Source organism: Veillonella sp., assembly GCF_018381775.1.
Taxonomy (GTDB): Bacteria; Bacillota; Negativicutes; order Veillonellales; family Veillonellaceae; genus Veillonella.
On the sequence record NZ_JAGZRH010000004.1, the window covers coordinates 1 to 12,725 of the forward strand.

Consider the following 12,725-nt stretch of genomic DNA (forward strand, 5'->3'; position numbering starts at 1 on the left):
CTCAATGGGGTGATGCTCCTGTTTGGAATGAGCTACATATGTCTACAGATTTTCCAACTTATTGGGATTAGTCACACACACTTTTTGTCCTATAACCCTAAACTTCCACTATGCTAAGCACGAAAAAGCCCCTCAAAACGAGGGGCTTTGCTATATCAGGAAAGCATATTCACAGCTTTCACCAATCATATTCTATTACACTTCAGGGAATAAAGCTGTAGACAAGTAGCGTTCGCCTGTATCAGGAAGAATTACTACGATGTTTTTGCCTTTATTTTCAGGACGTTTAGCCAATTCTTGAGCAGCCCAAAGAGCAGCACCAGAGGAAATACCAACTAAGATACCTTCTGTATGTCCAAATGCTTGAGATGTAGCGAATGCATCATCGTTAGTTACTTGGATTACTTCATCGTAAATATTAGTATCCAAAGTATCCGGAATAAAGCCAGCGCCTAAGCCTTGGATTTTGTGAGGACCAGGTTTGCCATTGGACAATACTGGGGAATCAGTTGGTTCAACAGCCACAATTTTTACGTCAGGGTTTTGTTCTTTTAAATAACGACCTGCACCAGTCAAAGTACCGCCTGTACCAACACCAGCTACGTAGATATCTACTGCACCATCTGTATCTTGCCAGATTTCAGGACCAGTTGTTTTATAGTGAATTGCTGGGTTTGCTTGATTTACGAATTGACCCGCCTCGATTGCACCAGCTGTAGCTGTTACGATTTCTTTAGCTTTTGCAATAGCACCTTTCATACCAAGAGAGCCATCAGTCAACACGAGTTGAGCACCATAGCCAAGCATCAATTTACGGCGTTCGATGGACATTGTTTCTGGCATTACGATTACAACTTTATAGCCAAGAGCAGCACCAACAGCGGATAAACCGATACCAGTGTTACCAGATGTTGCTTCTACGATTGTACCACCTGGTTGTAATTCACCAGATTCAACAGCTGCTTGAATAATTGCTGCAGCAATACGATCTTTAACAGAGCCACCTGGATTAAAGTATTCCAATTTAGCAAAAATATTTGCATCTGCGCCATATTTTTTACCAAAACGTGTAGCTGCCAACAAAGGTGTTTTACCAATTAATTCAACGAAAGATTTTGCAATATTAGACATAATAGTTACTCCTTATTAAATAGAACCATCCCAATTATCATATTTTGTATCAAGTTTAGCGTAAGTTCCATCAATTACATCTTGAAGAGTTACGTTTTCTAGATAATCATGAATATAGTTTTGTAATCCTGCCCAGAAACCAACAGTTCGTTCATTGATTACTGTATCAGTACTCACCCCTTCATCAAGAGTGGAGATGATAGCCATGGATTCTTCCGTGGCAAGCAAAATTTCAATAATAGTGTACTCTTTAGGGCTTTTAGATAAGCGATAGCCTCCGTATTTACCACGAATACTATCCACTAGGTTAGCGGCACCCAAACGAGCCACAATACCCTCAAGGTATTTCTCAGATATACCTTGTCGTTCTGCAACGGATCGCAAGGAAACCGGTTTATCCTGACCTTGCTCTGCTAAATCGATGAGAACCATCAATGCATAGCGACCTTTTGTGGAAATCCTCATATATCTTGCCTCTCTTTGTAAAAGTTAGTGCTAACACACCCCATGTTATAAAGCACTTATCCTACTTCATTTATAAAACCTTGTGTATCACTAGGAATTAATTTCATTATAGACCACTAAATCTAAAAATGCAAGAACTTATTTCCTACTTTTACAAGGGGGTATTTAAAACCCTTATATTTATTGGCCTAAGCCTATATTATTGATTTATTTTATTCTATTATTAGACTTGCAATCACACCTATCGATACATTAACTATTTTACATAACACAAAAGGACTAGCCCGAAGGCCAGTCCTTTTGCGTATAGTTTGTAGTTTGTTATATGAGGTTTACCATGATGAATTGGAGAGGGTTCATCTGGTATTGGGACTTACCGTATCGTCAGGAAAACGATGCGCGCCCGTTTTGTCATTTGAGGAGTTGTCTAGATTATTCTAGCGTTTAAGTTATTTCTAAATTAGATTTTACCTACTAGATCAAGACCTGGTTTCAATGTGTCTTTACCTGGTTTCCAACGTGCAGGGCACACTTGGTCACCATGTTTTGCTACGAATTGAGCCGCTTGTACTTTACGAACCAATTCTTCAGCAGAACGGCCGATACCCATATCATGAATTTCAGCTGTACGAACGAAACCTTCTGGATCTACTACGAATGTACCACGGTAAGCCATAGCAGATTCTTCTTGGAATACGTCGAAGAAATCAGCTAATTCATGTTTTTTATCAGCTAACATGTAGTACTCGATTTTATTAATGCTTGGAGAAGCATCAGACCATGCTTTGTGAACGAATTCAGAGTCACAAGATACGGAATAAACTTCGCAACCTAGTTCTTTCAATTCTGCATAAGAGTTTTGTACGTCTTCTAATTCTGTAGGGCAAACAAATGTGAAGTCTGCTGGATAGAATACGAAGATGGACCATTTGCCCAACACATCGGCAGTACTAACTTTTACTAATTCAGGTTTTTTGAAAGCATCTAGAGTAAATTCAGGAAGTTGTTTACCAATAATAGACATGTTATGTCCTCCTTAATTGAGTTCCAATGTAACAGTTATATTATTATCGGTGTACTTATCACCAAATCTATATCTATATCTATCTTTGTCTATATAATAACAAATATCATTCAAGATTGCAAGTGTTATTTTTAAATTTATCGATATATTTTTCCAATACTTTTCGATGTAAATAAAAAAGAAGAAAGATGCTCATTTCTGAGCATCTTTCTTCTTTTTACGTACTACAACAGACTTACTACTTATAGCGTGATCAAAGGCAATAAATCCTGCTATATTAGCAATACTACGTCGCGTCACATGTCCAGTTGTAGACTGTTCTTTACCCGATTTACCATATACAAACTGCTCTAATTTAAGTGCAGCTAATATAAAGATACCTATAATAGATAAAAGAGATCCCATAGCTCTACTCTATTTTTTTAGTTCCAAAATCGCATCTACGAAACCGCGGAATAATGGATGTGCATTATTCGGACGGGATTTAAGCTCTGGATGAGCTTGTGTACCAATGAAGAATGGATGGTTCTTCACTTCAATACTTTCCACAAGGCGACCATCTGGAGATGTACCAGAGATAACAAGGCCCGCATCAGTCAATTGTTGACGATATTCATTGTTAAACTCATAGCGGTGACGATGACGTTCATAAATCAAATCTTCGCCATAGGCTTCATGAGTTTTTGTACCTGCTTCTACTTTGCAAGGATAGATACCAAGACGCATTGTACCGCCTTTTTTATCTACATCCACTTGATCACTCATCAAGTCGATTACTTTGTATTTAGCATTTTCGTCGAATTCGCTAGATGTAGCACCTTCCATACCGCATACGTTGCGAGCAAATTCCATTACTGCAGATTGCATACCAAGGCATAAACCAAGGAATGGAACATTGTTTTCACGAGCATATTGAATTGTGCGGATTTTACCTTCTACACCACGGGAACCAAATCCACCAGGTACTATGATACCATCAACACCTTCATACACTTCTTTAGGATCTACAGATGTATCATCTAGTTCTTCAGAGTCAATCCAACGAAGGTTAACTTTAGTACCTGTAGCGATACCAGCATGATCTAATGCTTCCACTACGGATAAATACGCATCATGTAATGCTACATATTTACCAACGATAGCCACTGTAATGTCTTTACTAGGGTTCAAGATTTTATGAACCATTTCTTTCCATTCAGTCATATCGCAAGGGCGTTCTTCAAGGCCTAATTTTTTGATAACAATATCATCAAGACCTTGATCTTGCATCATCAATGGTACTTCATAGATGGAGCTGCAAGTTTGGTTTTCAATAACTGCTTCTGGTTCTACGTCGCAGAATAAAGCAAGTTTTTCTTTCATTTCATCAGAAATGTGTTTTTCGCTGCGACATACCAAGATATCTGGTTGAATACCAATGCTGCGCAATTCTTTTACGCTATGTTGTGTAGGTTTAGTTTTCAACTCGCCTGCTGCATTGATATAAGGCACCAATGTTACGTGAATGTAAAGTACATCATTACGACCTACGTCTTTTTTCACTTGGCGGATAGCTTCCATGAATGGCAAGCTTTCAATATCACCTACAGTACCACCGATTTCAGTGATAACTACATCTGCGTTATCCTCTTTACCTACGCGGTATACGTTTTGTTTGATTTCATTTGTAATGTGTGGAATTACTTGTACAGTGCTGCCCAAGTAATCACCTTTACGTTCTTTATTGATTACAGACCAGTACACTTTACCTGCTGTAATGTTGGAACGTTTACTAAGGTTAATATCGATAAAGCGTTCATAGTGACCCAAATCAAGGTCAGTTTCAGCACCGTCATCTGTTACGAATACTTCACCGTGTTGGTAAGGGCTCATCGTACCAGGGTCAATATTAATGTATGGGTCAAATTTTTGAATCGTTACATTGAAACCGCGGTTTTTAAGCAAGCGACCCAAGGATGCTGCTGTAATCCCTTTACCAAGAGAAGAAACAACGCCGCCAGTTACGAAAATATACTTAGTTGCCATGATGCCTCCCACCTATTACATTTTTTCCGGAGCAGAAATACCTAAAATACCCAAGCCTTGACGAAGTACGAGGGCGATCGCTGTGATTAATCCTAGACGAGCCTGTTGCAACGCCGGATCTACGCCAATGATACGACCTTGACGGTAGAAGGAATGGAACATGCTTGCCAAATCGAATAAGTAACGAGCAATACGATGTGGTGCACGATGTTCGGCAGATTGAACGACCTCTTCTGGATATTCAGCTAATTTTTTAATCAATTCTAATTCCATTTCGCTTGTAAGCGTTGTGAAATCAGTTTCACTATAATCGCCAAATGCGATGCCAGCTTCACGCACTTGGTTGTAAATGCTGTGAATACGAGCATGAGCATATTGGATATAATACACTGGGTTATCATTGCTACGAGATTTAGCCAAGTTAATATCAAAATCAAGTTGGCTATCTAGAGAACGCATCAAGAAGAAGTAACGAGATGCATCTACGCCAACCTCTTCAATCAATTCATCTAATGTAACGCTATCGCCGCTACGTTTTGATAATTTAACGAGTTGTCCATCGCGGAACAATGCTACCATTTGTAACAATAATACTGTTAGTTTATCTGGGTCATACCCAAAAGCAGCCATAGCAGCTTTTACACGGCATACATAACCATGATGGTCAGCGCCCCAAATATCAATCATTTCTTTGAAGCCACGATCATATTTATTGCGGTGGTATGCAATATCTGCCGCTAAATATGTAGGAACTCCATTATCACGAATAACTACACGGTCTTTATCATCGCCATAGTCAGTAGATTTCAACCACAATGCACCGTCTTTTTCATACACTTTGCCAAGAGCCTTTAACGCCTCTACGGAGTGATGAATTTCATCAGCTTCATGAACAGTACGTTCAGAGAACCAATTATCGAAAGTAACACGGAAATTGCTTAATGTTTCCTCTAAGCGAGCTAATTTTTCTTTTAAGCCCTCTTCTTTAAACAATGCTACACGATCAGCTTCGTTCATAGCATTCAATTTATCAAAGCCTTCGCGTTCAGCAATAGCTTTTGCAGTCTCGATAATATCAGGACCACGGTAGCCATTTTCAGGGAACACGAGAGCCCCTTCTGGAATATCGAATTCAGGCATGGAACCATCTTCGTTGCGCTTAGGTGGGAACACTAATGTAGCACCTTGCAACTCTTGGAAACGGTACTCAATGGAGATAGCCATATTATCGATTTGGTTACCTGCATCATTGATATAGTACTCAGACTGTACATTATAACCTGCTGCACGCAACAAGTTTACAAGAGCACTACCATACGCAGCACCACGACCATGACCTACATGTAAAGGACCTGTTGGGTTCGCACTTACGTACTCTACTTGAATCGTATCGCGTGCACGCAATGGTTGAATACCATACTGATCGCCAGCATTTAAAATAGCTTTCAACGTATCGTACACCATATCAGATTTCAAGAAGAAGTTGATGAAACCTGCACCAGCAACCTCAGCACGTTCAAGCCAATCAAAATTCATATGGCTAATCAAAGCCTCTGCAATAGCACGAGGGTTTTGACGAGCTACACGAGCGGATTGCATCGCGATATTTGTAGAAAAATCACCGAATTCTTTTTGAGGTGGCACTTCGAGAACGATTTCTGGATATTCACCAGCTGGTAAGCCACCACTGTTAATCGTATCTTGTAATGCCTGTTCAATCCCCGATTTCAGGATTTCCTTCATGTCCATGCTCTGTATCCTCCCGCACGTCTATATCTAACTGATTATAAAATTGCCATTCACCTTCGACAGAAATATCATATCCTAAATGAACATGACCTACGCCTTCGTGAAAGTCTACTGTTAATTCATGAGTGTTCACGGCCATGTGCAAATCACCATACGGTGTTTCATACACGGATTCGCGCTCTTCACCACGGACGTATTGATGACGCATATTAACCGCCCCTGTACGAAGCAGCACAATTGAATCATCATGGATTTTAATGGTCGTCTTAACCCCATCTAAGCCAGTCACACTAGATTCTTCGTAACGCACATATTGTGTATTACCCTTTTTATGTGACGTACCAGGGGAAATCAGCTCCACTACGGTATCCTTGCCGTCCATATCTCGTTGTACACTTTTTACGGACACTAGAACCCGCTTCATTTCGTAACCTCCATGGCAGTAATTAATCATCATATTATACCATAATCAAGGACTATTTTGCACCCTCAATGAGTCGCAATTTCTTAGTCTTTGTCATCTGTTTTATGGCATATTCTCTACGTTGTGCATCTTGTTTATTGTGAAAGCTTTCAGAATACACCAATTCAACAGGACGTCGCCCTCTCGTATACTTAGCACCGCCTGGAACGAGCCCATTATGAGCCTCTATACGGCGCTCAATATCGGTGGTCCACCCACAATACAAGGAATCATCAGAACAACGCACTAAATACACATAGTGTCGTTCTTCAGACTTAGCCTCCTTATTTGCCATTTTTCGCATCATCAGTAATCGGTTCCAATGTAATGGTATTAATGATTACTGGTTCTACAGGCTTATCATTGCGACCAGTTTTTACTTTGCCGATTTTTTCAACTACATCCATGCCTTGTACTACAGTGCCAAAGATAGTGTGTTTGTTATCTAACCAATCTGTAGGTCCCAAGGTAATGAAGAATTGAGAGCCCCCTGTATTAGGGCCTCGATTTGCCATAGCAAGAACGCCCATTTTGTTGAAATGTAAATCATTGGAGAACTCATCAGGAATTGTATAACCAGGACCACCAGCACCTGTACCATCTGGATCCCCACCTTGAATCATAAAACCTTCAATAACGCGGTGGAATGTAACACCATTATAGAAACCTTTTTTTACTAGGTAATCAAAGTTTTTTACAGTAATAGGTGCTTTAGAGCCTAACAATCGAACTTTGAATTGACCATAATTTGTATCAAAAATAGCGTATTCATCAGCAATTGGTGCGTTAGAGAAGTTAGGCATAGCTACCGTTTCTGCTTTTACAGTATTTCCTTGTGGTTGTTCCCCACTTTTTGTACCACATGCCGCTGTCCCAAGCATTGTAATCCCTAACATTGCGCATAAAGCCAAGCGTTTCCAGTTCATAGTTCCCCCAAAAATATATCGTATATACTAACATGTATGTAAAATTCACATAGAAAAGCCGCTCAACCCGTGAGCGGCTCTTTTTTAGTATATCATGTTTTAGAGAAAATTTGGTTTAAATAATTATTAAATTTACCAATTTATATAACCTTATACTTTCAGTTATATATTATCCATTATTTACCATCAAATTGTTCTGGGTTCGTACTATTATAAGTATCAATATAAGCATTGAAGGATTGAATCATTTCGTCAAGATTGTTTTCGTTTGAATCTGCAAGTACTTGACGTACGGAACCGACTACGGAATTGTAACGATCAACCAGAACTTGGCCACGATCATTATTCACACTCTTGAGCAATGCATCGATTTCTGAAAGCTCTTTTTCTACAGCTGCCTTATCAGCTTTTTGAGGAGCTTTTTCAAGGTTTTCTACAAGGTTAGTCAAGCGAAGCGTAGATTCCATTGCTGCCGCATAACCTTTCTTGCCTTCTTTTTTCAATTTTTCAACTTGTTTTTGAGTTTGTTCATTGTTAGTTTTTGTAAGAACATCACTAAATTTAGCATACGCTGCATCAAATTTTTCTACAGAAGCTACATATTTAGCAGCTAACTCTTTACCTTTAGCACCACCATCGTTCATATAGGCTTTAGAGTCATTATAAGAAGTCAACTCTTTATATACTGGCACTAATTCATTAAGAACGTTCAATAGATTGTCCCGTTCTGCATCAAGATCTTTGAATGTAGAACCTTCTTTTTTAGATTTTTCCAAAGCGTCTTGTAATCTGTCATAGTGAGGTTGATTAGTAATAGCACCTTCTTGGAAACCACCTTTTAATTGCGCCAAACCGTCTGCTTGGAATTGAGCAAATGCCGCATTATTGCTATTGAACTGGTTAGTTGCATCGATGAGAGTATTAAGCTTTGCAGCCGCCTTCTCATCATTATCACCGACTACAGAGGATACAGCAGAGCCAAGATTACTTACCTTATTAACACTACAACCAGAAATCAATAGACCTGTCGTCAGGGTTGCTACACATAGTAAAGTGGTAAAAAATTTGCGTTTGTTATTCATGACTTCTCTTCTCCTATAAATACACAAGTATGAATCTAAGCGCATTATACTAATTAATCTACCACAAATCTGTAGCTACGGTTACCAAACATTATAATTCACATAACTTACAGGAATTAACTCAAACTAATCAATCCACTTGAAATGCTTACACGCATTATAAATACCATTCTTATCACAGTCGGTAGTGATATAATCGGCTTTTTCTTTTAATTCAGCACGTGCATTCCCCATGGCAATATTAAGCCATTCTGGTCTAAACATAGACAAATCATTATATCCGTCACCAAACACTACGGCTTGATTAGGTTTCATACCAAAATGATCAAGCATATTGCGAACACCCAAAGCTTTTTCCATTGGTTCATATAAAACACAGCCATCGCCATAACGAATGAGCTTATGCGTCATATGCTCAATTTCTTTTTCCTCTTCTTCCCCTTCTTTAAAGAACACATAAATCTTATAAAACTCTTCTACATTATGAAAGTCAAAATTAGGATCTACTGTCGTTTTAAAAACATCCCAATTCGGATGCCAATCTAATATCTCCTTATACGGCGTAATTCGGCCTAATTTATTCCGATCTGTTACAGCCCAAGGAATATTATGGGACTCTAAATATTCCAAATAGTTAATGCATGCATCACGATCCATGCCAATCATGGACACTAGTTCATTATTAACAGTAACACTATGTCCGCCATCTGCTACAAAATCTGTAAGACCTGCTTGCTCAGCAAAACGCTTTGCATCTACTTGGATACGGCCTGTCGCTAGTGCCACCCTATGACCACGGCGCTTTAATTCATCTAAGCTATATTGAGCACTGTCAGGAATTTTACCTTCCGGCCACACAGCTAAGGTATTGTCTATATCGAAAAAGAAAAATTTCTGTTCCACAGGCCCTCCTAATCACGTCCGCTCATTAACTTAAATCGCTCTTTCTGCTCTACATCAGGATATTTTTCTTGATCCACATCACTCAAAAACATATCTAGTGGTCGTACATATAAGTCACGTTGATCATATAATTTTTGATACACTACGAACTGTTCACTCGTTTCCGAATGAGTTGCAACATCTAACACATAATAGTACATGCCTTTAAAATGACGATATAAGCCACCCTTTACAATTTTTCGCATTTATAACCTCATCACATAACATACACAAACGGTTACAAATTATATTAATCAAGAGATTCCATGTATTGAATAGCCTTAGTCAACATATCTGCTGTAATTTTGTACGGAGATACATCAATATCATGAACAGATGTAGCCTTTTCAACAATTTGAGGAATATGCGATACAGTAAGACCTAACTGTGAAAGTTTAGTAGGCCAACCTAATTCGCGGTATATTGGCAACCACCGTTGTAATTCATCCATTTGTTGGTCAACGGTTAACAAAATAAGTAAGCCATATGCTACCATTTCACCATGCAAATGGTTTTCTTCTGTTTCTTTATTAGTAACACAGCCATAACATACAGCATGAGCCATATTACTATTATATGCCATAGGAACACAACCCGATACAATACCGGTAGTAAAGATAACAGTCATAGCAATAGTATCAAATGCATCACTACGTTTTTTAGCTTGACTGTCTTTATAGGCTTGTATACCATGTGCTAAAATTGGTTCACTACACATAGAAGCTAGAGTAAGGCCTAACTGAGTATTATAATCTTGCTCACGATTGCGAGCAGAAAGATGAGTTTCATAGTGTTTTGCAATAGTATCTCCCATTCCCGCCCACAAGTAACGGCTTGGTGCTTCTACGAGAATATCAGCATCAATAAAGCAGTGCACAGGAGGATGATTTACAAAGGCTACGTCATCAAAAGTATGCTCTGCAGTGTATACAGCTGCTACTTCTGACGTTGCAGCACAAGTAGAGGCAATGGTCGGAATTGTAAAGAATGGTTTATCATCTAACTCTAGAGCTACTACTTTTACCGTATCCATGGCCTTACCGCCACCAACAGCAAACATAAAGTCCGCATCTTTTACAGAAGCCATTTGTGCAATTTCCTTACCTCGAGCGAAAGTACACTCTCCACCAAAGTGAATAATATCTAGCACTTTAATCCCTGCTTTATCAAGCACTGGACGAATGTGTGGCAAAGCTTTAGAAAGAGCTGTCTCACCACCGATGATAGCTACAGACTTACCATATAATTTTGTAAATTTGGGAATAGCGTCAAACACCTCATGACCGCCAAAACTATAACTAGGTAAACAATGAGTACTACGCATAAAATCTTCCTTCCTTCTTTCATTATCTATATTCTTATTATAGAAACTTCTACTCACAAAATCAATTTTATATGACAACCCTTAAGACACAAAAAGGTTCTATACTTTCACCAAAAACGAAAGTATAGAACCATTAATACTATTATTTATTTTCGGACACGAGCCCTTTATGGATAAGACCTACAATAAACCCGAGTATTGCAAAGCTCACCCAGCCCATACCTGCCGCTTGGAATGGAATATATTGAGTAAATAACCCCTCTAAAGCATCTGGTGCAATACCAGCGGTTTCTAAGCCAGTCATAAGTGCAGAGATCATTGTAAGACCAATTGTCCATGCATATATACAACGACGACCACCAAAGACATCGTTAATTAATGCGAGTAAAATGATTACAATTGTCAACGGATACAACAACATTAACACAGGAATGGCAGCACTGATGATTGTCTTCAAGCCAAACATACTAAGACCGAATGCCGCAACAGAGAAGATTACTACATATAACTTGTAGCTAATCTTCGGTGTCAACTTATGGAAGTATGTACCACAAGAAGTAATTAAACCGATACTTGTAGACAAACAAGCCAAGAGAACGATAATAGCCAGAATTATTTGTCCAAAATCACCAAATAAATAGTTAGCACTTGTAGAAAGGACAGGCGCCCCTGTATCGAATAGACCAAAACGTTCAACACTAGTAGCACCAATGTTAGCGATAAATACATACACAATACCGAGAAGACCTACGGCAATAGCACCAACTTCCATCACGGTTTTAGTAATTACTTCATGATTTGTAGCGCCACTAAGTCGAACAAAGTCGATAACAAGAATAGCAAATACTACAGAAGCTAACGCATCCATTGTATTATAGCCATCTAAGAATCCTTGTAACACAGCAGTAGGTGCATCTCCATACGCTGGTTGTGGCAATGGATAACCACCAATTGGCGTAATAAAGGATTTAACAATAAGTAACAAGATAACTAACAATAAAGCTGGAGTCAAAATGTTACCAATGCGATTTACAAGCTTGTGAGGGCTAATGGATAACCATAAAGATACACCAAAGAATATGGCGAGGAATATGGGTTCCATATTCATATGCAAGCCTTCAGCAAATGGCTTAATCGCAATTTCATAAGCTACTGTACCAGTACGCGGTGTGGCAAACATAGGCCCAATACTCAAGTAAAGTGCGATAGTGTATATTAAGCCATAAATTGGATGAACACGACTCGCTAACTCTTCAACATCTTTACAAGACGAGTAGCCCATAGCTACAACACCTAATAGTGGAAGGCCTACACCGGTTAACACAAAGCCGAACAAAGCCCAACCCACGTTATCACCAGCATGTTGACCTAAGGCCGCTGGGAAGATCAAGTTCCCTGCCCCAAAGAATAGGGCGAATAACATCATGCCTATAGCCCAATAGGCACGGGCAGATAATTTTTCATTACCATTCATAAACGTAACCCCCTTCAGGTTATATATAGAAATAATATTACTATTATAATCCTAATGAGGATGTGTATGCAATAAAAATATCCTTGTTATGATATATCGGCATAATATTATTCCCTTAAG

14 protein-coding genes are annotated in these 12,725 nt (G+C 38.9%); all 14 read right to left on the reverse strand.

All coding sequences use genetic code 11. The features are described from left to right. Window positions 1-195: 195 nt before the first annotated feature. The 14 genes from cysK to brnQ all read right to left on the reverse strand — a co-directional run bounded on the left by cysK (window position 196) and on the right by brnQ (window position 12,605). On the reverse strand, window positions 196-1,131 hold the full coding sequence (gene cysK / locus KH109_RS03380) for a cysteine synthase A (RefSeq protein WP_178885568.1): 936 nt from the start codon (window positions 1,129-1,131) through the stop codon (window positions 196-198). A gap of 15 nt (window positions 1,132-1,146) precedes the next feature. Continuing rightward, entirely contained in the window at window positions 1,147-1,596 is a 450-nt protein-coding gene (locus KH109_RS03385; protein ID WP_004698292.1) for an Rrf2 family transcriptional regulator, read from the reverse strand. A 460-nt stretch (window positions 1,597-2,056) separates the two neighbouring features. Continuing rightward, a complete protein-coding gene (gene ahpC / locus KH109_RS03390; RefSeq protein WP_004698190.1) occupies window positions 2,057-2,620 on the reverse strand; it encodes an alkyl hydroperoxide reductase subunit C in 564 nt (187 codons plus the stop codon). A 192-nt stretch (window positions 2,621-2,812) separates the two neighbouring features. Beyond that, complete coding sequence (locus tag KH109_RS03395) at window positions 2,813-3,025, reverse strand: hypothetical protein (protein ID WP_295215746.1); 213 nt, start codon at window positions 3,023-3,025, stop codon at window positions 2,813-2,815. Window positions 3,026-3,034: 9 nt separating this feature from the next. Continuing rightward, complete coding sequence (locus tag KH109_RS03400) at window positions 3,035-4,645, reverse strand: CTP synthase (RefSeq protein ID WP_295215749.1); 1,611 nt, start codon at window positions 4,643-4,645, stop codon at window positions 3,035-3,037. Window positions 4,646-4,660: 15 nt separating this feature from the next. After that, complete coding sequence (gene argS / locus KH109_RS03405; protein WP_295215752.1) at window positions 4,661-6,394, reverse strand: arginine--tRNA ligase; 1,734 nt, start codon at window positions 6,392-6,394, stop codon at window positions 4,661-4,663. Further along, a complete protein-coding gene (locus tag KH109_RS03410; protein WP_295215755.1) occupies window positions 6,360-6,818 on the reverse strand; it encodes a DUF1934 domain-containing protein in 459 nt (152 codons plus the stop codon). Before KH109_RS03410 ends, argS begins: the two co-directional genes overlap by 35 nt. A 52-nt stretch (window positions 6,819-6,870) precedes the next feature. Further along, complete coding sequence (locus tag KH109_RS03415) at window positions 6,871-7,152, reverse strand: GIY-YIG nuclease family protein (RefSeq protein ID WP_295215758.1); 282 nt, start codon at window positions 7,150-7,152, stop codon at window positions 6,871-6,873. Then, window positions 7,142-7,783 (reverse strand): peptidylprolyl isomerase, encoded by a 642-nt coding sequence (locus KH109_RS03420; RefSeq protein WP_105084982.1) that lies wholly within the window; start codon window positions 7,781-7,783, stop codon window positions 7,142-7,144. Before KH109_RS03420 ends, KH109_RS03415 begins: the two co-directional genes overlap by 11 nt. Window positions 7,784-7,959: 176 nt before the next feature. Next, the gene (locus KH109_RS03425) at window positions 7,960-8,865 is read right to left on the reverse strand and encodes a DUF3829 domain-containing protein (RefSeq protein WP_295215764.1); all 906 of its coding nucleotides are present in this window, start codon (window positions 8,863-8,865) and stop codon (window positions 7,960-7,962) included. 126 nt (window positions 8,866-8,991) lie between these two features. After that, window positions 8,992-9,768: an HAD family hydrolase gene (locus KH109_RS03430; protein WP_295215766.1), complete on the reverse strand. Its 777-nt coding sequence runs from the start codon at window positions 9,766-9,768 to the stop codon at window positions 8,992-8,994. 8 nt (window positions 9,769-9,776) lie between these two features. Then, a complete protein-coding gene (locus tag KH109_RS03435) occupies window positions 9,777-10,013 on the reverse strand; it encodes a DUF1653 domain-containing protein (RefSeq protein WP_005385326.1) in 237 nt (78 codons plus the stop codon). A 44-nt stretch (window positions 10,014-10,057) separates the two neighbouring features. Beyond that, complete coding sequence (locus tag KH109_RS03440) at window positions 10,058-11,131, reverse strand: iron-containing alcohol dehydrogenase family protein (RefSeq protein WP_295215768.1); 1,074 nt, start codon at window positions 11,129-11,131, stop codon at window positions 10,058-10,060. Window positions 11,132-11,273: 142 nt separating this feature from the next. Further along, window positions 11,274-12,605, reverse strand: coding sequence for a branched-chain amino acid transport system II carrier protein (brnQ, locus tag KH109_RS03445; RefSeq protein WP_295215771.1), 1,332 nt, complete (start codon window positions 12,603-12,605; stop codon window positions 11,274-11,276). Window positions 12,606-12,725 lie beyond the last annotated feature (120 nt).

Bases quoted from the DNA above. Each gene is read 5' to 3' on its own strand.
- cysK (WP_178885568.1), bottom strand. From the start codon at position 1,131: ATGTCTAATATTGCAAAATCTTTCGTTGAATTAATTGGTAAAACACCT.
- KH109_RS03385 (WP_004698292.1), bottom strand. From the start codon at position 1,596: ATGAGGATTTCCACAAAAGGTCGCTATGCATTGATGGTTCTCATCGAT.
- ahpC (WP_004698190.1), bottom strand. From the start codon at position 2,620: ATGTCTATTATTGGTAAACAACTTCCTGAATTTACTCTAGATGCTTTC.
- KH109_RS03395 (WP_295215746.1), bottom strand. From the start codon at position 3,025: ATGGGATCTCTTTTATCTATTATAGGTATCTTTATATTAGCTGCACTT.
- KH109_RS03400 (WP_295215749.1), bottom strand. From the start codon at position 4,645: ATGGCAACTAAGTATATTTTCGTAACTGGCGGCGTTGTTTCTTCTCTT.
- argS (WP_295215752.1), bottom strand. From the start codon at position 6,394: ATGGACATGAAGGAAATCCTGAAATCGGGGATTGAACAGGCATTACAA.
- KH109_RS03410 (WP_295215755.1), bottom strand. From the start codon at position 6,818: ATGAAGCGGGTTCTAGTGTCCGTAAAAAGTGTACAACGAGATATGGAC.
- KH109_RS03415 (WP_295215758.1), bottom strand. From the start codon at position 7,152: ATGGCAAATAAGGAGGCTAAGTCTGAAGAACGACACTATGTGTATTTA.
- KH109_RS03420 (WP_105084982.1), bottom strand. From the start codon at position 7,783: ATGAACTGGAAACGCTTGGCTTTATGCGCAATGTTAGGGATTACAATG.
- KH109_RS03425 (WP_295215764.1), bottom strand. From the start codon at position 8,865: ATGAATAACAAACGCAAATTTTTTACCACTTTACTATGTGTAGCAACC.
- KH109_RS03435 (WP_005385326.1), bottom strand. From the start codon at position 10,013: ATGCGAAAAATTGTAAAGGGTGGCTTATATCGTCATTTTAAAGGCATG.
- KH109_RS03440 (WP_295215768.1), bottom strand. From the start codon at position 11,131: ATGCGTAGTACTCATTGTTTACCTAGTTATAGTTTTGGCGGTCATGAG.
- brnQ (WP_295215771.1), bottom strand. From the start codon at position 12,605: ATGAATGGTAATGAAAAATTATCTGCCCGTGCCTATTGGGCTATAGGC.